At 36.3% G+C, this 19144-nt stretch carries 19 protein-coding genes; 6 read left to right on the plus strand and 13 right to left on the minus strand.

The window, feature by feature from the left end; translation table 11 throughout:
* Positions 1-64: 64 nt before the first annotated feature.
* The 7 genes from FEE95_RS02500 to FEE95_RS02530 form a co-directional block, all read right to left on the minus strand.
* A complete protein-coding gene (locus FEE95_RS02500) occupies positions 65-1297 on the minus strand; it encodes a serine hydrolase domain-containing protein (protein ID WP_138656251.1) in 1233 nt (410 codons plus the stop codon).
* Between the two features lie 103 nt (positions 1298-1400).
* A complete protein-coding gene (locus FEE95_RS02505) occupies positions 1401-2540 on the minus strand; it encodes a helix-turn-helix domain-containing protein (RefSeq protein ID WP_138656252.1) in 1140 nt (379 codons plus the stop codon).
* Positions 2541-2704: 164 nt separating this feature from the next.
* Positions 2705-3514: a DUF4097 family beta strand repeat-containing protein gene (locus FEE95_RS02510; protein WP_138656253.1), complete on the minus strand. Its 810-nt coding sequence runs from the start codon at positions 3512-3514 to the stop codon at positions 2705-2707.
* 4 nt (positions 3515-3518) lie between these two features.
* Positions 3519-4385: a DUF4097 family beta strand repeat-containing protein gene (locus tag FEE95_RS02515; RefSeq protein ID WP_138656254.1), complete on the minus strand. Its 867-nt coding sequence runs from the start codon at positions 4383-4385 to the stop codon at positions 3519-3521.
* Between the two features lie 20 nt (positions 4386-4405).
* Positions 4406-5215, minus strand: coding sequence for a HEAT repeat domain-containing protein (locus FEE95_RS02520; protein WP_138656255.1), 810 nt, complete (start codon positions 5213-5215; stop codon positions 4406-4408).
* 2 nt (positions 5216-5217) lie between these two features.
* Positions 5218-5772, minus strand: a complete 555-nt coding sequence (locus FEE95_RS02525; protein ID WP_138656256.1) for an RNA polymerase sigma factor — start codon at positions 5770-5772, stop codon at positions 5218-5220.
* A 147-nt stretch (positions 5773-5919) separates the two neighbouring features.
* Positions 5920-7794: a M61 family metallopeptidase gene (locus tag FEE95_RS02530; protein ID WP_138656257.1), complete on the minus strand. Its 1875-nt coding sequence runs from the start codon at positions 7792-7794 to the stop codon at positions 5920-5922.
* Between the two features lie 174 nt (positions 7795-7968).
* On the opposite strand from FEE95_RS02530, the gene pyrH reads away from it, so the two are divergent.
* The 6 genes from pyrH to FEE95_RS02560 all read left to right on the plus strand — a co-directional run bounded on the left by pyrH (position 7969) and on the right by FEE95_RS02560 (position 15475).
* A complete protein-coding gene (pyrH, locus tag FEE95_RS02535) occupies positions 7969-8676 on the plus strand; it encodes a UMP kinase (RefSeq protein WP_138656258.1) in 708 nt (235 codons plus the stop codon).
* A 62-nt stretch (positions 8677-8738) separates the two neighbouring features.
* Entirely contained in the window at positions 8739-9296 is a 558-nt protein-coding gene (gene frr / locus FEE95_RS02540; protein ID WP_138656259.1) for a ribosome recycling factor, read from the plus strand.
* 134 nt (positions 9297-9430) lie between these two features.
* Complete coding sequence (locus tag FEE95_RS02545; RefSeq protein ID WP_138656260.1) at positions 9431-11833, plus strand: efflux RND transporter permease subunit; 2403 nt, start codon at positions 9431-9433, stop codon at positions 11831-11833.
* Positions 11834-11904: 71 nt separating this feature from the next.
* Positions 11905-13338, plus strand: a complete 1434-nt coding sequence (asnS, locus tag FEE95_RS02550; RefSeq protein WP_138656261.1) for an asparagine--tRNA ligase — start codon at positions 11905-11907, stop codon at positions 13336-13338.
* A gap of 74 nt (positions 13339-13412) precedes the next feature.
* Positions 13413-14870 (plus strand): RNA polymerase factor sigma-54, encoded by a 1458-nt coding sequence (gene rpoN, locus FEE95_RS02555; protein ID WP_138656262.1) that lies wholly within the window; start codon positions 13413-13415, stop codon positions 14868-14870.
* On the plus strand, positions 14870-15475 hold the full coding sequence (locus FEE95_RS02560; RefSeq protein ID WP_138656263.1) for a hypothetical protein: 606 nt from the start codon (positions 14870-14872) through the stop codon (positions 15473-15475). The genes rpoN and FEE95_RS02560 overlap by 1 nt, the downstream gene beginning before the upstream one ends.
* A gap of 7 nt (positions 15476-15482) precedes the next feature.
* On the opposite strand, the gene FEE95_RS02565 is transcribed toward FEE95_RS02560, so the two are convergent.
* The 6 genes from FEE95_RS02565 to FEE95_RS02590 form a co-directional block, all read right to left on the minus strand.
* Positions 15483-15965 carry an ExbD/TolR family protein gene (locus FEE95_RS02565; RefSeq protein ID WP_138656264.1) on the minus strand — a complete coding sequence of 161 codons (483 nt, stop codon included), beginning with the start codon at positions 15963-15965 and terminating at the stop codon, positions 15483-15485.
* A 12-nt stretch (positions 15966-15977) separates the two neighbouring features.
* Entirely contained in the window at positions 15978-16589 is a 612-nt protein-coding gene (locus FEE95_RS02570) for an ExbD/TolR family protein (protein ID WP_138656265.1), read from the minus strand.
* Positions 16590-16767: 178 nt separating this feature from the next.
* Complete coding sequence (locus FEE95_RS02575; protein ID WP_138656266.1) at positions 16768-17466, minus strand: porin family protein; 699 nt, start codon at positions 17464-17466, stop codon at positions 16768-16770.
* Positions 17467-17544: 78 nt separating this feature from the next.
* The gene (locus FEE95_RS02580) at positions 17545-18027 is read right to left on the minus strand and encodes an ExbD/TolR family protein (RefSeq protein ID WP_138656267.1); all 483 of its coding nucleotides are present in this window, start codon (positions 18025-18027) and stop codon (positions 17545-17547) included.
* 23 nt (positions 18028-18050) lie between these two features.
* Positions 18051-18671: an ExbD/TolR family protein gene (locus FEE95_RS02585; protein WP_138656268.1), complete on the minus strand. Its 621-nt coding sequence runs from the start codon at positions 18669-18671 to the stop codon at positions 18051-18053.
* 7 nt (positions 18672-18678) lie between these two features.
* Positions 18679-19122, minus strand: coding sequence for a hypothetical protein (locus FEE95_RS02590; RefSeq protein ID WP_138656269.1), 444 nt, complete (start codon positions 19120-19122; stop codon positions 18679-18681).
* Between the last annotated feature and the right edge of the window lie 22 nt (positions 19123-19144).

Raw genomic sequence — 19144 nt, forward strand, 5'->3', positions numbered from 1 at the left:
AGTTTCGTCTTCATACACTATAACTTTGAACTTAAGCTAAGTGCAATATTGAAAAAACTCTTTTTCAGTTCAAAAACAAGGTTTCCAAGTGAATGAATTCTTCCCAGACGGCTATGGTATTCTCTTGGTTTTTATCTCCAGTAGCATTGGTCATCAATATCTTTCCAATTCCTGTGCTAGGATTGAAATACATAAAATTGTAAACTCCGGGGTCGATACCGCTATGACCAATATCACCAACTCCTGTTTCCGCAAAAACATCCCAGAAAATACCATTTCGTTCGCCGTCGGGTACTGATAAATGGTTTTTGAAAAGTGTTTCGAAACTCTCTTTACTTAGAAATTCGCTATCTCCTGCATATCCCTTAAGCATTTCCTGAAGAAATAAGCCCAAATCAGTACTTGTAGTTTTTAATCCCCCATCAGGATAGGTGCTAAGCTCATAGAATGGTGCAATGGTGTGTTTTTTACCCACATATCGGGTAGCAAAACGGCTCATATCAACATCTTTGTAAAACCAGCCTGTAGAATCCATTTTTAAAGGTTTGAAAATTTCTTTTTTTGTGAACTCTTCATAAGGCATTTCAGCTACTAATTCAACGATATATGCTGCCAGAGAGGCACCTATATTTGTATATTCATAAAAACTTCCTGGTTTAAAATCGTAATAATTTTTGGAGTTGTACCATTCTCCATTTACCTCAAGCAACTTCTTCAAATACGCATCTAGTGAAATTCGCTTATTGTCTTTAATTTTTTTAAGAAACACTTTTTCCTCAAGCGAAAACCCTTTTGCGTAAACAGGTTCTTTTTGAAAAACTGGGTCTAAATAATAAGACTTAAATTCGTAATTGCCTGGGGTATCTTTTAAGCCTGAGGAATGTGTCGCCAAATGGAGAATGGTTATCGGCGTTTGAGGAAACTTGGGATGATCAACAGAAAAAGGAAGGTATTTATTAATAGGATCTTCAAGTCTCAATTTGCCTTTTTCCACCAATTGCATTAAAGAAACCCCAATAAGGGTCTTTGAAATAGAACCAATATTTTGAATGGTATTGTTATCATACAGCTTTTTAGAATCTAAATCAGCATAACCAAAACTATTTTGGTATAAGAAACCATTTGCGTTTACCATTGCTAAAGATAGACCTGGTAGTCGGCTTTTTTGGAAGGCCCTGGTCATTTTTACCGATATAGTGTCTTCAACAGTTTGCGCTTTCGCTACACTTGTTAGAAAAATTGCCAGAATAATAAAGCCAAACGCATTGGAAAGTATTGAGAAACTTGTTTTTAACATGGTAGCCTATAACTTGATATTTAAACAGCAATTTATATCAGGGAGACTACATATTCGTCCCACTAAAAACATCGGGACTAACTTGTGATAACTATATCGCTAGTTATTCAATAGAATTTTCCTTTTTGTAGGCCGTCGGAGAAATACCTGTCTCCTTTTTGAAGGCTCTATAAAAACTACTCTTGGAATTGAATCCGCAAGTATAGGCAAGTCCTAGAAGAGAGTATTTCTCATACTCTTCGAGTTTCAATTTTTCTTTTACTTCTTCGACACGATATTGGTTTATGAAGTCATAAAATGAAACATTCAGGTGGTGGTTGAGCAAGCTAGATAATTTTTTATCAGTAGTTCCTATAAGTTCTGCAAGTCCACTTAAGGTCAGTTCTTGTTGCAAATAGGGTTTTTCGTATATTAGGATATCGTCAAGATTACTTTTAAGTTCCTCTAGTTCTTCTCTAGACAAACTGAACTTGATATTTTGATGCTTATCCTTTTTACTCGCTTCTTCATTATCCAATAAAAATTTAGGAAGGTATATGGTGGATTGCTTTAGTCCATGATATCCAAGATAGATAGTCAAAAGAATCAAAAAACAAAGCGATATAAGACCAACGTCCCAAGATATTTCTTTTATGAAAAAGATTCGGTACAAAACAACTACCAAATCAAATAGCACCACCAAAAGGCAGCTGATAAGAAACTTATTAATCCAATCGAAGTTTGCTTTTTTAAAACTTGAATAATTGGACTTCATTTTCGTTTTAAACATTAGAAAAAGTCGACCTGATAGGAAAATATATAAGAGCCAATATAAGTCTTTAATAATGGCCACATATGCCGTACCATGCAATAGCTCTAAATAATCGAAAAGTGTTTTGCCAAGTATTCGACTTATACCTATTGGAAGAGTAATAACACCAAAATAGATTATAAATGGTAAGAAATGGAGTAGATGATTTTTAATTAAATTTTTATCCTTTTTGAAAATCGATTTAATATAGATAAATAACAATGGGCCCAGAATAAAGCGTGCCCCATCTTCTAATAAATTAAAAAAAATAAAAACATTTCTAAGTTCATGAAGAGACGTCGCTACCGTAATAATGATGATCAAGGTAATGCTCAAAAAGAGCATCAAAATGTTTTGTGGGGTTTTTCTTTTTTTAGAAATCGCCAACATAAACAAGATAACCGAAGTAATAGCAAAGCCAGTTATTAGAATAAAATCAGCTAGTAGTTTCATTGAAAATAGAATGTGCTAAAATAAAACTATTCCCCGTTGTAGAATCGAGTAAGGAATCATTAAATAGACGCAATTCAATTTCATTTGTTACAACTACCAACAAATAAAAGGCACTAATTTTAGAAGTGCCTTTTGTCAAACTTGAAGTAAAATTCCAACATTTTTTAATTCGACCGTATCATAATATCACCATTCATAGTTTTAAAAAGTATCTCAGCACCACCTCCATTAATAGACCCAGTTACCCATTTGTCGACTGTTACCTTGTAGACACCAGATGATGATTTCTTTTCATCTTTGCTTACATCTCTTGTCATTTTCATTTCGTAATCTGTATAAATTTCTCCTTGATCTGTCTTAGCCTTTATATTGGCGGCTAAGTCGCTAGGAAACGTAATATCCAAATCACCATTTAAACTTGTAAAAGCCATCGGAGATTTCTCATAGCCTTTAGAAAAAGTTACTATAATATCCTTATTTAAGGCATCTGCGATTACCGAACCGCCTATATTTTTTAAGGTAATTGCGCCATTGAGATTACTAATCTCCATTTCACCCCTTACCCCTTCTACATTTATATTTCCGTTATTGGTGGCACGAAGGTCCAAAGAGAAATTTTCAGGAACCTTAATGGTAAAGTCTACTCTTTTGTTTTGTTTTTTTGACCTAACGGTTACCTTGTTTTCATATTCCTCTACACTAAATTCGAGAGAGGTATCTCCAATTCTTCGCATACCATCTTTTGTTTTTGAAGGTTTTGATTTTTCCTTGCTTTTTGTCTCTATAATCACGTCTTTCCCTTGATGTGCTTTAACTGTTATTGAGCCATATAACAATCCTATTTTTAATTTTCCGTCTTCCCCAGGTTTACTCAAAGGGATGGTGACCGATTCGGTTTCTGATTGGGCAGTAAGACTCCCTACACCTATGAAAAAAATCAAAAGCCCTAAAATTTGTAACGTTTTATTATTCATAATTTTATTTCTTTAAAGTTGCGTCTCCATTCAAGAGATTAAAATCAAGCTTAATTCCGCCTTTACCAATTCTATAGGATTGATTTGCGCTCAAATTAAATTTTATTCCTTTTCCGTTTTTAGTTTTGGTTTTTATTAAATCGGGCTTCAAAGCAGTGGTGTCATAATTTGTATACAAATCGCCATTCAGGCTTTTAAAAGAAACATCTGCGTTTAGATTGTCTTTAAAAGTAACATTGACATCACCGTTGAGAGAATGGTATTTAGAATCACCAATGGGATTTCTATAATACGTGATATTGATGTCTTTATTTAATGCATTGACATCAGTCTTGCCCGCTATGTTATCAAGCGTTATGGCTCCGTTCAGATTACTGACAATGATTTCATCGCCCTGAACTTCTTTTGCATAAATATCGCCATCGTTCATTGTTGACAACTCAACACTGATATACTTTGGCACTTTGACTATAAAACCAACCTCAAAACGATAATTGAGTCTTGTCCACCGGTTGTTTCTTGAATTTTCATATCGACCTTTCGCCGTATTAAAGTCGTTATTTGGAGTTTCTACATAAACATAAATTTTGTTATCAAGCTCCTCCATTTTGATTTGAATTTCTTGTTTGCCTTCTTGCAAATAACTTTCCCGTTTAGCAGAAATGCTTTTCTCAGCAACTATTTTTACGGAGTTTCCGTCATAACCCTCAACCTTTATCGGTCCGTTAATATTTTTAACCACCAACATATTTTTATCGGATTTTGATGAAAAATTTAATTCCTCGGTTATGGTTTCGTTAGATTTTTGTGCAATTGATAAACTACAACATAGAAATACCAAAAGCATCATAATTGTTTTAACTGTTTTCATGATTGTTCGTTTTTTGATTATTATATAATTTGATTGATTGATTGCTCTAATTTTTGTTTTACGGTATTATTGATATCTGGCTTCTCTAATAATTTTTCCATTGATTCTATGGAAGTCTTCTCTTGAAGTTTAACCATAAGGTCGGCCAATGCAATTTGGACTAAAGGTGAATCTTGAAGTGCAATGGATTTCACTAATCCCATTCTCACTTCGGGGGTTTCTACATACCTTGCCAGAGATTCAATAGCTACTAATCGAACATTGATATTAGGGTCTTTGTTTAAAGTGAAGAACAGTGCTTCAATTATCCGTTGATTTGCTTTATTCAATTTGGCAGCCTCGTTTACGGCTTGTAACCTTTTATTGGCGGAAGGTTGCTCTAATAAGGTCAAGACCAATTGTTCGCGAACTTCCTCAGTTTCATTTGTTGAATTAGACACAACTGTTTCTTGGATGTTTTGTTCAAAAGGGCTTGAGTTTAAAAAATACCCTATTCCTAAACCAATTGCCAATAACAACATTCCAAAAGCCAACTGTGGTGTCTGAATAGGGTCAAAGAAAGATTTCAAGTTTACAAACCAATTGGATTTTTTATTCTCTTTTTTCTCAATTTCAGAATTCAACATATCAAAGAACGAAGCATCCATCATTTTAGATGGTTCGGGGACTTCTAATGCATCTATTTGATTCCAAGTTTCGGCAACGGTTTCAAATTCTTCCCTATGCTTTGAACTATTTTTCAAGTAATTCTCGAACTCCTGTTTTCTGCTTTCATCTAAATCTCCAGATAAATACTCCATCATCCATATTTCAAACTTCTCTTGTTCCATAGCTATCTTGTTTCTAATTGTAGAAAAATTGTTCTTAAATCTTTGAGAGCTCGATGTGCCTTTACTTTTGCTGCTCCCTCGCTACATCCTAAAATGACTCCAATTTCACTAAACTTCATTTCTTTAAGCTTGCTCAGAACCAAAACCTCACGTTTTTCAGGAGGTAAAAGTTGCATCGCTCTATTCAAAACCGAAATCTCATCTTTTTTGTTCATTCCTTTTTCGATACTATCTCCATCTTCTAACTTATATTCCACCGTTGAGATCTCGCTTTTATTAAAAGCTATTTTGTTTTTGCGGTAGTAATCATAATTCACGTTTCTTGCGGTTCGGAACATCCATGCCGAAAAAGAACCTTCACCAGTAAAAGTGTGCTTGTACTTTAGCATGCGCACAAAAACATTCTGCACTAAATCCTCACTCAAAGAAGCATTACTATTCATATTGTAAAAGAATCCGAATAGCCTTTTTTTATGCCTTTCGTATAGCAAGCCCAGCTTATCTAGGTCACCAGATTTCACTTTAAGCATTAATGCGTTGTTGGTCAGTTCTTGCATTTCGTTTTTTGATCTTCAAAAGGGTAAACTGCAATTTCAATAAAAGGTTACAAAAAATATCGATTTTCTTTTAAGGTAGGTTTTTCAAATAAAAAAAGCGCTACCTGAAGTAGCGCTTTCAATTTGATTCTAAAGTATATTTAATTCCTAGCCCTTCATCCAAGCTTCTCGAAGTTTTGTTTGGGCATCTGTCAGACCTTCAACAGGAGTTACTTTTTCAACCATCACAACTGGAGTACCTGCAGTTCCTGTTAAGGTTAGTTCTTCATCCCCTCTTTTCACAATCATTGTAATTTTCTCTTCAGCAGGCCAAACAAAGCTCTGTTGAATAATGGGCCCGATACCTTCCATAGTAACCGGTGTACCGTTAATATTTTTTATAATATCACCACCTTGCGCTCCTAAATTAGTGAAAAAGCTACTCAAAGCAATCCCTTTGCGCACATATATGGCATTGTCATTTGATGGGTCGGCATCTATGAAAGGAACCTCTTGATCTAAGAAAAAACGACCGCAAGCCTGCTCAACAGTCCCGGAAGCTAGACCCACTTTTGAGAAATAAGCATTATAATCTATCGGCGTATCTCCCAAAACATGGGTATCAAAGAAAGTGCGTATTTCAGGATACGTCATCGCGACAATCTCATCAATAAGTTTTTCATCTTCAAAGGGCGTCATATCCCCATATTTCTTAGAAAGCTCTTTCATCAACCATAGCACACCTTTTTCTCCATTACTTAATTCTCTAAGCGAGATATCCAAGGCCATATTAATCAAAGCCCCTTTTTCATATACATTCGCATATTCGTCTTTAAACGGTTCTTCTAAAACATTTTTACTCATTTCGGTAAAAGACATAGCATCATTATATCCTTTGGCATTGCTGATTTTACCCATAATACGCTTATAGAATTCTGCATCATCAATCAAGCCCTGTTGAATTTGAAAAAGATTAGCAAAGTATTCAGTAGTGCCTTCATACATCCAAAGGTGCTGCGACATTTTTGGGTTATTGAAATCGAAATATTGAACCTCTTTGGAATGTACATTTAAAGGAGTCACAATATGAAAAAATTCATGTGAAACTACATCGACCATCGCCTGTTCCAATCGTTCTTTTTGCATCACTTCCGGAAGCACCACAACCGTTGATGTATGGTGTTCCAAAGCACCAAAGCCATTAGCATCCGTTTTGCCCATTTGAGATAAATACAAAAGGATAGAATATTGTTTCGTACCATCTATGTCGCCTAAAAAGGCCTTTTGAGCTCCCATCATCTTTTCCATACGATCTTTCAAACTTGCAGCCGTGTAAGACCCATTTGGCGAATACACACTCAATGTAACCGAAATGTCATTGATTTGAAAAGTTTCGCTATTTGGCTTAGAATACATTATTGGGTTGTCAATAACCTCAAAATAGCGTCCAGCAGAAAAAACATCTTTTGTGCTAACTGCATCTTCCATCATTTTTTTGGGTAAGGATGTTGTAGCAGACAATCCCGCTGGCTTATCAATATGAATTGTATATGGAATCTCCTTTAAATCCTTAAAATAACCTACAAATCCATGTAGATTTAGAACAAAATTTTCACCCGCTAAAATGTTGGTTCCTGAGGGGGAGAAAACAGCTTCTTCTTGCTCCCCTTCACTATCGTAGGTATCATTGACCCAATAGCTAATTTTATCCAAGCTTTTTCCACTGGAGATATTCCAAGTATTGTCGTCTGATTTTGAAACCGAAAGCTCCTTTCCGTCGTAATCAAAGGCCTTAAAACCTTCAATATACTTTCCGTAGTTGTCTGTACTATAAGTGCCAGGAACGGTTTTCGGAATATAAAAAGAAACCATCTCAGAAGTAAAAGCTCCGGGGTTGACTTTTACCATTACTTTATCATCAGTAACATTTACCAAATCAATATCCACTAGCATGGGAGACTTATCTGCAGTAATCAAAGCTTTGGTCGATCCGCAGCCGTAAAGGACTACTCCCATTAACAATACAATAGCTATTTTCTTCATTTTTATATTTTTTCAATGGATGAAAAGCACCCATTTTTAAATTTCTTTGCAAGAATATAAAAAAGAACACTCTCAATTGATACTATTAGGAAAAAATTAAGGGGATTGACCTCTGCATATCAAAGCTAATTTCATAATATTTTTGATTATTTTTGTTCGAACTAAATCGAAATAATGCAATACAAAAGAATTCTTTTGAAGTTGAGTGGCGAAGCGCTCATGGGTGAAAAACAATATGGAATCGACCCAAAACGAATTGCCGAATATGCTGAGGAAATTAAGGAAGTCGTTGAAAAGGGAATTCAGGTAGCTATTGTTATTGGTGGTGGAAATATCTTTAGAGGACTAGCTGGAGCGGCAACGGGAATGGATCGGGTTCAAGGTGACCACATGGGTATGCTAGCAACCGTAATCAATGCTCTTGCTTTACAGAGCGCTTTAGAGAATGTAGATGTTCAAACTAGAGTTCAATCAGCAATTAAAATTAATGAAGTTGCCGAACCATTTATAAGAAGGCGTGCCATGCGTCACCTAGAAAAAGGGCGCGTTGTTATTTTTGGCGGCGGAACTGGAAATCCGTACTTTACAACAGACTCGGCCGCGGTTTTAAGAGCTATTGAAGTTGAAGCTGATGTGATTTTAAAGGGTACTCGTGTAGATGGCATTTACACTTCCGACCCTGAAAAGGATGTAAACGCAACGAAGTTCGACACGATTTCTTTTGCTGACGTTCTTTTAAAAGGATTAAAAGTGATGGACACCACTGCCTTTACATTAAGCCAAGAAAACGAACTTCCGATTGTTGTTTTTGATATGAATACCAGAGGAAATTTATTGAAAATAGTCGATGGACAAAATATCGGAACAGTTGTAAACGTATAAACTGTCTGCCAACAGATAAGTTGGCACAATTACTGTTAGATTACTACTAAACTTTTAAGAAAATGAACGAAGAAATCACTTTTATTCTCGATGCTGCGAAAGAAAGCATGGACGGTGCAATCGCCCACTTGGAAAAAGAGTTTATGAAAATTCGTGCCGGTAAAGCTAATCCTTCAATGCTGTCAAATGTTAAGGTTGATTACTATGGCTCTCAAACTCCTTTATCTCAGGTTGCCAATGTGAATACTCCAGATGCACGTACAATTTCCGTTCAGCCCTGGGAAAAGAATATGCTTCAAGAAATTGAAAAAGCAATCATGAACGCCAACTTAGGTTTCAACCCTATGAATAATGGTGATATGGTCATTATTAATGTACCGCCATTGACCGAAGAGCGAAGACGTGATTTGGTAAAACAAGCGAAGGCAGAAGCCGAAGATGCAAAGGTAAGTGTGCGTAGTGCACGACAAGATGCTAACAAAGAAATCAAAGGTTTAGATGATGCCTCAGATGATTTGAAGAAAAATGCTGAAACTGATGTTCAAGAACTTACGGATAGTTATACCAAAAAAATTGATGCGTTTTTAGATAATAAAGAAGTTGAGATTATGAAAGTCTAGTCTTGCAAGAACATAAATTATTAAAAGCGACTATAGTGGTCGCTTTTTTATTTGACGAATACTGGTTCATTTCAACCTGGCAATTTTAGGAACACAAGGCTTCATTTTCTACCTTTGCCAGCGACAAAATTAGCATGGCTAAAAAATTACCACAAAGCTTTTGGGCAAAAACGGCAAGAATTATTCTTCGCAATAGAGTATTGATTTTACTTCTTGTTGCTGCTTTTACCGTGTTCTTGGCCATGCAGTGGAAAAACATGCGTTTTTCTAGTTCTCAAGCAAACCTATTGCCGGACGACCATCCGGTAAATTTGGAGTATAAGGACTTTTTGAACCAATTTGGCGAAGAAGGTAATGCAGTTGTTTTTGCCATAAGGGACAGTGCTTTATATTCACCAGAAAACTTCAACCGCTGGAACAGACTGAGCAAGCAACTTGATGCTTTTCCTGAGGTTGACTTTGTACTTTCTACAGATAATCTTCAAGAACTCATTAAGGACAAAGACAAGCAAGAGTTCGTCATGCGTCCCTTAATCGAAAAAAGTCCAGAAACACAATCTGAAGTTGATAGTATTAAACAGCATTTATTTAATGACTTACCATTTTATGAAAGTCTACTTTTCAACAAAAAGAGCGGTACGCTTCGTACGGTAATGTATCTAGACAAAGACATTGTCAATACTTCTGTTAGAAAGGACTTTATTTTACAAGACCTGACAAATTTAGTAGAAGACTTCGAAGAAGAAACCCAACTCGATGTTCGTATTTCAGGTATGCCCTATATACGCACAATGAATTCCCAAAACATCATTGATGAAATTGGGAAGTTTATTTTAGCCGCCCTAGGAGTTACCTCCCTTCTATTTTTCTTTTTCTTCAGAAGCGTACGTGCGACTTTCATTTCGATGGGGGTTGTGATTATTGGAGTAATGTGGGCCTTTGGTATTCTAGGATTACTACAATACGAGATTACGGTTTTGACGGCTCTGATACCGCCATTGATTATCGTTATCGGAATTCCTAATTGTATTTTCTTGATCAATAAATACCAGCAAGAAATTAAAAAGCATGGTAATCAGGCACTTTCATTACAACGCGTTATTTCTAAAATCGGAAATGCGACCTTGATGACCAACGTCACTACTGCTTCAGGTTTTGCTACTTTTATTGTAACCGATAGTAAGTTGCTGAAAGAATTCGGTATTGTTGCATCTATTAATATTATTGGTATTTTCATTTTATCGCTACTGATAATTCCAATCGTTTATAGCTTTTTACATCCTCCTAGAACTAAGCATTTAAAGCATTTAAATAAGAAATGGGTTGATGCCTTTGTAAATTGGACCGTACGCGTGGTTAAGGAACAGAGAATTGCTATTTACGCTACTTCAATCATCTTACTTATAGCAAGTATAATTGGAATCTATCAAATTGATATTTCAGGAAGCCCCATTGAGGACATGCCTAAAAGCGAGCAGTTCTTTAAAGATATCCGATTTTTTGAGGAAGAGTTCGATGGTATTATGCCAGTTGAAATTGTTGTTGATACCAAACGTCCCAAAGGAGTTCTAAAGCCTGCAACACTCAAACGAATGGACCAATTGGGACAAGTTATTGAGGAAATTCCAGAATTGTCGAAACCCGTTTCAGTAGTCAATCTAATTAAGTATTCGAAGCAGGCATTTTATAATGGAATTCCGAAGTACTACCAACTACCAACTTCTCAAGAGAATACTTTCATTATGGATGTCGCCCGTAAATCATCAGATGATGGCGACCTCTTAAAAAGCTTTGTAGATAGTACGGGTCAAAATGCGCGAATCACAACTTTTATGAAAGATGTGACCACAGAACGCATGGAGGAAATTGAACGTCGTTTACAAGAAAATGCGGACAAGCTTTTCCCAAGCGAACGCTATAATGTTTATATGACCGGTAGTGCATTGCTCTTTCTGAAAGGCACCAAATATTTGGTAAAAAATCTGATTCTTTCTTTAGCATTGGCCATACTATTGATTGCCTTGTTCATGGCATATCTCTTTCGTTCGTTTCGAATGATTATCATTTCACTTATTCCAAACTTACTGCCTTTAGTTGTTACGGCAGGAGTTATGGGGTTTGTCGGAGTACCTATCAAACCATCGACTATTTTAGTCTTTAGTATCGCTTTTGGTATCTCTGTTGATGATACCATTCACTTTCTTGCCAAGTACAGGCAAGAACTAATGGCCAATAAATGGAAAATTAAGGTATCCGTTTATGCTGCTTTAAAGGAAACTGGTGTAAGTATGTTCTATACATCGATTGTCTTGTTCTTCGGATTTTCGGTTTTTGTCATTTCCAATTTTGGCGGAACTGTGGCCTTAGGAGCATTGGTTTCTGCAACCTTACTCTTTGCAATGTTAGCGAATCTAGTTTTATTGCCTTCCCTTCTATTATCGCTAGAAAAGAGCATCGCTAATAAGGCAACGCTTAAAAAACCGCAGATTGATATTCTGCCTAAGGATGAATTGAATTCATCGAAAAACGAGGAATAGCCCCAATTTTAAACCTTTTCTAAACCATTCTTTTTTCTCAAAAGGCTATCTTTGATTTTTAAATTTTTAGCATGTCAGTACCAAGTGTAAAAGAACTCCTATCTACCAATCCTGCTTCGCAAGAAGTTGTTATCGACGGATGGGTAAAAACCTTTAGAAGCAATCGTTTTATTGCGCTAAATGATGGCTCGACTATTCACAACATTCAATGTGTAGTTGATTTTGAAAATTATGATGAGCAATTATTAAAAAAAATCAATACCGGTTCGGCCTTAAAGGTTACCGGGGCCTTAGTTGAAAGCCAAGGTAGAGGTCAAAACGTTGAAATTCAAGTTTCCGAAATTTTCGTTCACGGCGATGCTGACCCAGAAGTATATCCAATTCAACCGAAGAAACATTCAATGGAATTTCTCCGTGAACAGGCGCATTTACGTGTTCGAACGAATACATTTTCGGCGGTGATGCGGGTGCGCTCGGCATTATCTTTCGCCATTCATCAGTACTTTCAGCAAAACGGTTTTTACTATTTCCATGCCCCTATTGTTACGGGTTCCGATGCGGAGGGAGCAGGTGAAATGTTTCGAGTGACCACTTTGGATGCAAAAAGGCCACCTACAACTGAAGACGGTGAAGTTAATTTTAAAGAGGATTTTTTCGGAAAGGAAACAAACTTGACCGTTTCAGGACAATTAGAAGCTGAGGCATATGCCATGGGCTTGGGTAAGGTGTATACCTTTGGCCCAACCTTTCGCGCAGAAAACTCCAATACATCAAGACATCTTGCTGAGTTTTGGATGATTGAACCGGAAATGGCCTTCTATGACTTAGATGACAACATGGATTTGGCAGAAGATTTTATTAAAAGCGTAATTAAGTACGTTTTAGAAAATTGCCAAGATGATTTGGCTTTTTTAGAAAAACGCCTGCTAGATGAAGAAAAAACAAAGCCACAAGCCGAGAGAAGCTATATGGCTTTGATAGAAAAACTGAAGTTTGTTTCCGAGAATACGTTCAAACGTGTTACCTATACGGAGGCGATTCAAATACTTCGGAACAGCAAACCTAACAAAAAGAAGAAATTCCAATTCCCGATTGATGAATGGGGTGCGGATTTACAGAGTGAACATGAGCGTTTCTTGGTGGAGAAACATTTCAAATGTCCAGTGATTTTATTTGACTATCCAGCAAAAATCAAATCCTTTTATATGCGTCTAAATGAGGATGGTAAGACGGTCGGGGCTATGGATATTCTTTTTCCAGGTATTGGGGAAATCGTAGGTGGGTCTCAGCGTGAGGAGCGCTTAGATGTTTTAAAAGAAAAAATGGCTGCATTGAATATTCCTGAAGAAGAATTATGGTGGTATTTAGATCTTCGAAAATTCGGAACAGCAATTCATAGTGGTTTTGGTCTTGGTTTCGAACGTTTGGTACTTTTTGCTACAGGTATGGGGAATATTCGCGATGTAATTCCCTTTCCTAGAACACCACAAAATGCCGAATTTTAAACGATTATCTACGCTTTGAATAAAATAAAATGCTGTTTTTTTCATTAACTTTAGAAAGGTAGAAGTATACCCGAATGCTAAAACAATATTTACAGTTCAAATTATCTCAAAAACTATCTCCTCAGCAAATACAGTTGATGAAGTTGATACAATTGCCTACACAAGCATTTGAGCAACGTTTGAAGCAGGAATTGGAGGAAAATCCAGCCTTGGAGACAGGCAAGGAGGAAGCGGAAAGTTTAAATGATGAGTTTGAAGACAACTATGAAGGGGAAGATGGTACTGAAGATATCAATACTGAAGACATCAATATTGATGACTACTTGAGTGATGATGAGATACCTGATTACCGAACTAAAGCAAATAATTATAGCGCCGACGACGACGAGAAAAGTGTTCCATATGCTGCTGGAATCTCATTCAACCAATATTTATTAAGACAACTAAACACTTCCTATTTAAACGAAGAAGAATGGAGTATTGCCGAATTCTTAGTAGGCAGTGTTGATGAAAGTGGGTATATCAGAAGACCAATCAGTGACATTTTAGATGATTTGGCCTTTACCCAAAATATCTATACCGAGGAAAAGACGATTGAAAAGGTCCTTGAACTTGTTCAAGAGTTAGACCCACCAGGTGTTGCGGCTCGTTCTTTAGAAGAGTGTTTAATTATTCAACTAAAACGAAAAGAGGTCACCCCAAGTGTTGAATTAGCAACTGCCATCTTAGAAAAATCCTTTGAACAGTTTACCAAGAAGCATTACAAAAAACTGATTCAGAAACATAATATTTCTGAAGAAGAACTGCGGGAGGCTATATCGGAAATCGAAAAGTTGAACCCAAAACCTGGAGGTTCGTATTCAGGGAACAACCGTATGATAGAGCATGTTGTTCCTGATTTCACCATCAAAATAGCTGAAGGAGAACTTGAGCTTACCTTAAACGGTCGCAATGCCCCAGAACTTCATGTTTCTAGAGAGTATAACAATATGCTCAAAGGCTATAAGGATTCTAAAAATAAGTCTAAATCACAAAAAGATACAGTGATGTTCATCAAGCAAAAGCTTGATGCCGCCAAGTGGTTTATTGATGCCATTCGACAAAGACAACAGACCTTGTTTATTACCATGAATGCTATCATGCAATATCAGAAAGAGTATTTCTTGACGGGAGATGAACGAAACCTTCGCCCAATGATTCTGAAAGATATTGCGGACAAAATTGATATGGACGTTTCAACCGTTTCACGTGTTGCCAATAGCAAATACGTAGACACCCCATATGGAACAAAATTGATAAAGGAATACTTTTCAGAGTCAATGAAAAATGACCAAGGAGAGGATGTTTCCACCAAGGAGATTAAAAAAATCTTAGAAAATGTAATTCGAGAGGAGTCAAAGAAAAAACCTCTTACCGATGATAAACTAGCTGCAATCCTTAAAGAAAAAGGATATCCCATAGCCCGTCGAACCGTTGCCAAGTATAGAGAACAACTTGATATTCCCGTGGCACGATTGAGAAAGCAGATATAATGAAGCTGTTTTTAAAAGCAATCACCTATTTATTTCATCCCCTTTTTATACCCATGGCGGGTACTTTGGCTTATTTTATTATTACCCCAAGGTTTACGCCAACAGAATTTCAGAGCGGAAACATCTTGCCCATCTTTATCTTAACGGTAATTATACCTATCATCTCTTTTTTGATCCTTAAAAATGTGGGAGTGATAGTGGCTGTTTTTAAGCCCGATATTTCAGAACGAAAGTATTTGCTTTATATCGGCATCTCCTTACTCTTAATGGTAGTTTATAAAGTAATTCCGAACAATTATGCTGCAGAACTACATTTTTATTTTATGGGACTTATAGGAGCTACTTTCGGCTCGATAGTATTGCTCTTTTTTAATTTCAAAAGCAGTATTCATCTAATGGGCATGGGTAGCTTATTTATGTACCTCGTATGTCTAAGTGTTCATTTTGAAATCAATATTACAATCGCGCTTAGCCTAGTTATTTTGGCAACAGGACTAGTGGCCACATCTCGTCTTTATTTACAATCGAATGGAAGAGCAGTTCTACTTGTAGGTTTCTTGCTAGGCGCTATTTCCCAATTATTGACGGTTAAATTTTGGCTGTAGTAAACTACTATTCAAGATTCTTATAAGTATCCCCTTCATAGGTTGTATAATTAATTTTCAAAGCGTTGATTTTACGGAGTTCTTCTTTAACATCATCAATCAATCCCATAGAAGCTTTCTTATCCACTTTCAAAGAAATCGTAATAAACCCTCTAATATACTCAGGTCTTTCGTTAATCGCCTCCAGAACTTTGGACCCAAGGTCTGCTAGGTTTACAAATCTATCGTCCATTTGTATTTTTAACTGATTACCTTGGCTTTCTTCAAATTTCTTAACCGGTTTGCCAATATAAATTGTAATTATTCGATTCTTCTTTTCAAGCTTTTTGATTTCCGTCGCATTAGGAAGTTCATTCACAACTTTCAATGTATCGTCTTTCATTACGGTTACCGTCATAAAGAAAAACAACAGCATAAAAACGATATCTGGTAAAGATGCTGTAGATACTTCTGGAGTGTGCGTGCTTTTTTTTAACTTAAATTTTGACATGGTTTTATATTTTTATTGACGTTCTGCTTCTGATAATTTCATCGGATATAATTTCTGTATACTCCGAATCTTCTTTTTCAGTTCATCTTTTTGAACTTTAGGCGTTTCAGCATTAGCATATAAGACCTCCATAGCCGTGAAGTCGGTTTTATAGAGTCTTTGTGCCTCTCTATTACGTAAGTGGTTGTAGGCGGCTACCAATTCGTTTTGAACCGCTATATATACGCCATAAGTAGTTTCACGATTACTCATTAAGGACACAATAGCTTTATCTGGATTATCAGAAGATTTTGCATTGCGTTCTCCTTGACAATAGATGCAATAGTTTTCACTCTCATTAGACGCTCCTCCATTGTCTAAAAAGCTAATGGTTATATCTTTCAAATCTTTAAGATCGATAATAGTTTTGTCTACCATCAATTCATCTTGCCCATTAATCAAAATAGGAAGTATATTTCGTTCTGGAATGGGAGGTGGCACATCTATATTTGGTCTAGTCAACATACGATCCAAACCTGCATCAGTTTCAATAGTCGTGGTTACCAAAAAAAAGATGAGTAATAAAAATGCGATGTCCGCCATCGAACCTGCATTAACCTTTGGTGCTTCTTCTCTACTAGCCATACTTGTTTTTTTAGATATTAAACAATAATGAAAGCCGAAAAAAGTTGGAGTTGTTCTTTATAAGGAGTGGGGCAAAAAAGCGGAAAGGTGTTTCTTATTTAGTAAGTAGCAAGAAGTATGCCAGTCCTTAAAGTATTGTTAAAACGAGTGATGAAAAAGTGAAGAAAAATTGACTTTACTACAGAACGTAGAAGACTAAACCTATGCGAAGTGGACTCATTTCGATGTTATTCTCGTCTAAAGTAACACCATTATTAAAAAGACCCGTTAATGAATAATAGGCATGCATATTGAAATTATGATAGCCGAAGTTAAATGTAAGACCATATTGGAAGTTACGGACATCGGTATTTTGAAACGATTCCTTAAGGTCCGCCAAGACGTATTTAGACCTTGCGTTAAAAACATATCCAAATTTTACTCCGGCGTAGATACGCCAAAAACTGTATATTTCTGGATTTGAATTTCGCCAACGAAACTCTAGCGGCACTTCCACCAAATGCGTTTCTAGCTTGCTTCGTTTGAAATCGTCCACATCCTGCACAAGCAAGTAAGCAATATCATTCCCATTTTCTATTGCTCTAATATTGGTATAATAAGTATACAAACCCAGACCCAGACCTAGTCCGACACCAAAAGTTCTATCGTTATTAAGTGGAATGTCTTTTATAAAACCAACTTGGAGTCCATAGGAAAAGTCTCTCTGGTTTGCTTTGTTCGGCTCCTCTCCCGGTAAGTTTAAAATAAAGTTATACGTAACACCAGCATAAAACTGATCCTCAAAATAACGTGGGTTAACGGTTGTTGTATCTTGCTTCGCTTGGGAGAACATACTGAATGGAACGATAATCAAAAGCCATAAAACATACTGCCTCATACATACAAAATTAACGAAATAAAAAACGCTTCAAACATAATGTTTGAAGCGTTTTATAAGTTTGAAATTTATTCTCTTCTAATTTAGATTATTAAAAGCGTCACCACTACCAGTTGTGTAATTTACTTTCAAAGCATTCACTTTACGGAGTTCTAATTTAATATCTGAGATAAGACCCATATTGGCATCTTTATCTACTTTAAGAGAAGTTGTGAGCACATTTTGAAGCTCTTGCGCTTTTTTAGCACGTTCCATCAAAATAAAATCTCCAACTTCAGATGGACTAGCAAACTTGTCATTTAATTGAATCTTTGGCTCCGTACCAGCGATTTTTTCATATTCGCGGTTTGGCTTTCCAACATAAATGGTAATTACCCTGTCTTTCTTTTCTAACTTTTTGATTTCACTAGCTACCGGCAGTTCATTTTTAACTTTCAGCGAGCTATCTTTCATCACCGTTACGGTCATAAAGAAAAACAGAAGCATAAAAACAATGTCAGGTAAAGAAGCAGTTGATACTGCAGGTAATTCACCGTCCTTTTTCTTTGCAAACTTTGACATAGTATTTATTTTAAGCTTTTAAATTAATTTGATGATGAAGTCTCTGCTTCAGATAACTTCTGCGGAAACAACTCCTGAATCCTTTTGACCTTTGCCTTCAATTCTTCAAGAGCATCCTCATCTAACTTATCTTTTGTTTCAGGATTTAAGTAATCTGCTTCAAGCTGAACGAAATCCATATTGTATAAGCGATTCGCTTCTCTGTTACGAAGTTCATTGTAAGCTCCTACCAACTCATTTTGAACCGTTATGTAGGTACTATACTTGGTCTCCCTATCACTCTTAAGAGAAATAATGGCCTTTGAAGGGTTATCAGAAGACTCTGGATTTTTCTTACCCTTACAATACGTACAAGATGCATCCCCGTTATTATCTAAAAACTCCTTGGCTTTATCTCTTAAATCTTTTAAATCAATAAGATTATCATCTGCCAGTAATTGTCCATTCTTGTTAATGTTAACTTGAAAGATGTTCTTTTCTTTAATAATTACATCAACATCTGGCGGTTCAATTGGTGGCAACATACGATCTAAACCTGCATCTGTTTCGATGGTTGTAGTAACCAAGAAAAAGATAAGTAGCAAGAATGCTATGTCTGCCATAGAACCGGCGCTTACTTCTGGTGCTCCTCCTCTTCTAGCCATAGTTTCTTTATTTACTTGTTGCTTTTTTAACGGCTCCCCATCCAATAACAACAACCGCTACTAATAATAAGAGACCAAACATGTTAATTCCAGCTCCGACACTTTTAATTTCGCCTTCTGAGGTATCAATACCCAATCTTTGCATGGCATCAACACTTACATCAGTTCCGCTTGAAAGCCCATAAGCGATACCTAAGAGAACAAGTAGTCCTCCAATACCCATCAATGACTTTTTAAGCCCTCCTGGAGTCGATATCATATTTTTCAATCCGAAAATTACGGTCGCAGCTACTGCAACAGCTAGCAAGATATATGCTATCCAATGCATTGCATTCATTCCACCACTTTCCATAGCTTCGGCCACTGGCATATCGCTATCAGGCATGAAGAATAATAGTATGGCAGATATCACACTGATAACTATTAATCCGATTTTTACAATTTTATACATTATGCTTTGGTATTAGGTTGGA

The sequence above is a fragment of the Maribacter algarum (ex Zhang et al. 2020) genome, assembly GCF_005885635.1.
Classification (GTDB): domain Bacteria; phylum Bacteroidota; class Bacteroidia; order Flavobacteriales; family Flavobacteriaceae; genus Maribacter_C; species Maribacter_C algarum.

Excerpts from the sequence above, each read along its gene's own strand:
- FEE95_RS02500 (WP_138656251.1), bottom strand. The coding sequence starts at position 1,297 with ATGTTAAAAACAAGTTTCTCAATACTTTCCAATGCGTTTGGCTTTATT.
- FEE95_RS02505 (WP_138656252.1), bottom strand. The coding sequence starts at position 2,540 with ATGAAACTACTAGCTGATTTTATTCTAATAACTGGCTTTGCTATTACT.
- FEE95_RS02510 (WP_138656253.1), bottom strand. The coding sequence starts at position 3,514 with ATGAATAATAAAACGTTACAAATTTTAGGGCTTTTGATTTTTTTCATA.
- FEE95_RS02515 (WP_138656254.1), bottom strand. The coding sequence starts at position 4,385 with ATGAAAACAGTTAAAACAATTATGATGCTTTTGGTATTTCTATGTTGT.
- FEE95_RS02520 (WP_138656255.1), bottom strand. The coding sequence starts at position 5,215 with ATGGAACAAGAGAAGTTTGAAATATGGATGATGGAGTATTTATCTGGA.
- FEE95_RS02525 (WP_138656256.1), bottom strand. The coding sequence starts at position 5,772 with ATGCAAGAACTGACCAACAACGCATTAATGCTTAAAGTGAAATCTGGT.
- FEE95_RS02530 (WP_138656257.1), bottom strand. The coding sequence starts at position 7,794 with ATGAAGAAAATAGCTATTGTATTGTTAATGGGAGTAGTCCTTTACGGC.
- pyrH (WP_138656258.1), top strand. The coding sequence starts at position 7,969 with ATGCAATACAAAAGAATTCTTTTGAAGTTGAGTGGCGAAGCGCTCATG.
- frr (WP_138656259.1), top strand. The coding sequence starts at position 8,739 with ATGAACGAAGAAATCACTTTTATTCTCGATGCTGCGAAAGAAAGCATG.
- FEE95_RS02545 (WP_138656260.1), top strand. The coding sequence starts at position 9,431 with ATGGCTAAAAAATTACCACAAAGCTTTTGGGCAAAAACGGCAAGAATT.
- asnS (WP_138656261.1), top strand. The coding sequence starts at position 11,905 with ATGTCAGTACCAAGTGTAAAAGAACTCCTATCTACCAATCCTGCTTCG.
- rpoN (WP_138656262.1), top strand. The coding sequence starts at position 13,413 with ATGCTAAAACAATATTTACAGTTCAAATTATCTCAAAAACTATCTCCT.
- FEE95_RS02560 (WP_138656263.1), top strand. The coding sequence starts at position 14,870 with ATGAAGCTGTTTTTAAAAGCAATCACCTATTTATTTCATCCCCTTTTT.
- FEE95_RS02565 (WP_138656264.1), bottom strand. The coding sequence starts at position 15,965 with ATGTCAAAATTTAAGTTAAAAAAAAGCACGCACACTCCAGAAGTATCT.
- FEE95_RS02570 (WP_138656265.1), bottom strand. The coding sequence starts at position 16,589 with ATGGCTAGTAGAGAAGAAGCACCAAAGGTTAATGCAGGTTCGATGGCG.
- FEE95_RS02575 (WP_138656266.1), bottom strand. The coding sequence starts at position 17,466 with ATGAGGCAGTATGTTTTATGGCTTTTGATTATCGTTCCATTCAGTATG.
- FEE95_RS02580 (WP_138656267.1), bottom strand. The coding sequence starts at position 18,027 with ATGTCAAAGTTTGCAAAGAAAAAGGACGGTGAATTACCTGCAGTATCA.
- FEE95_RS02585 (WP_138656268.1), bottom strand. The coding sequence starts at position 18,671 with ATGGCTAGAAGAGGAGGAGCACCAGAAGTAAGCGCCGGTTCTATGGCA.
- FEE95_RS02590 (WP_138656269.1), bottom strand. The coding sequence starts at position 19,122 with ATGTATAAAATTGTAAAAATCGGATTAATAGTTATCAGTGTGATATCT.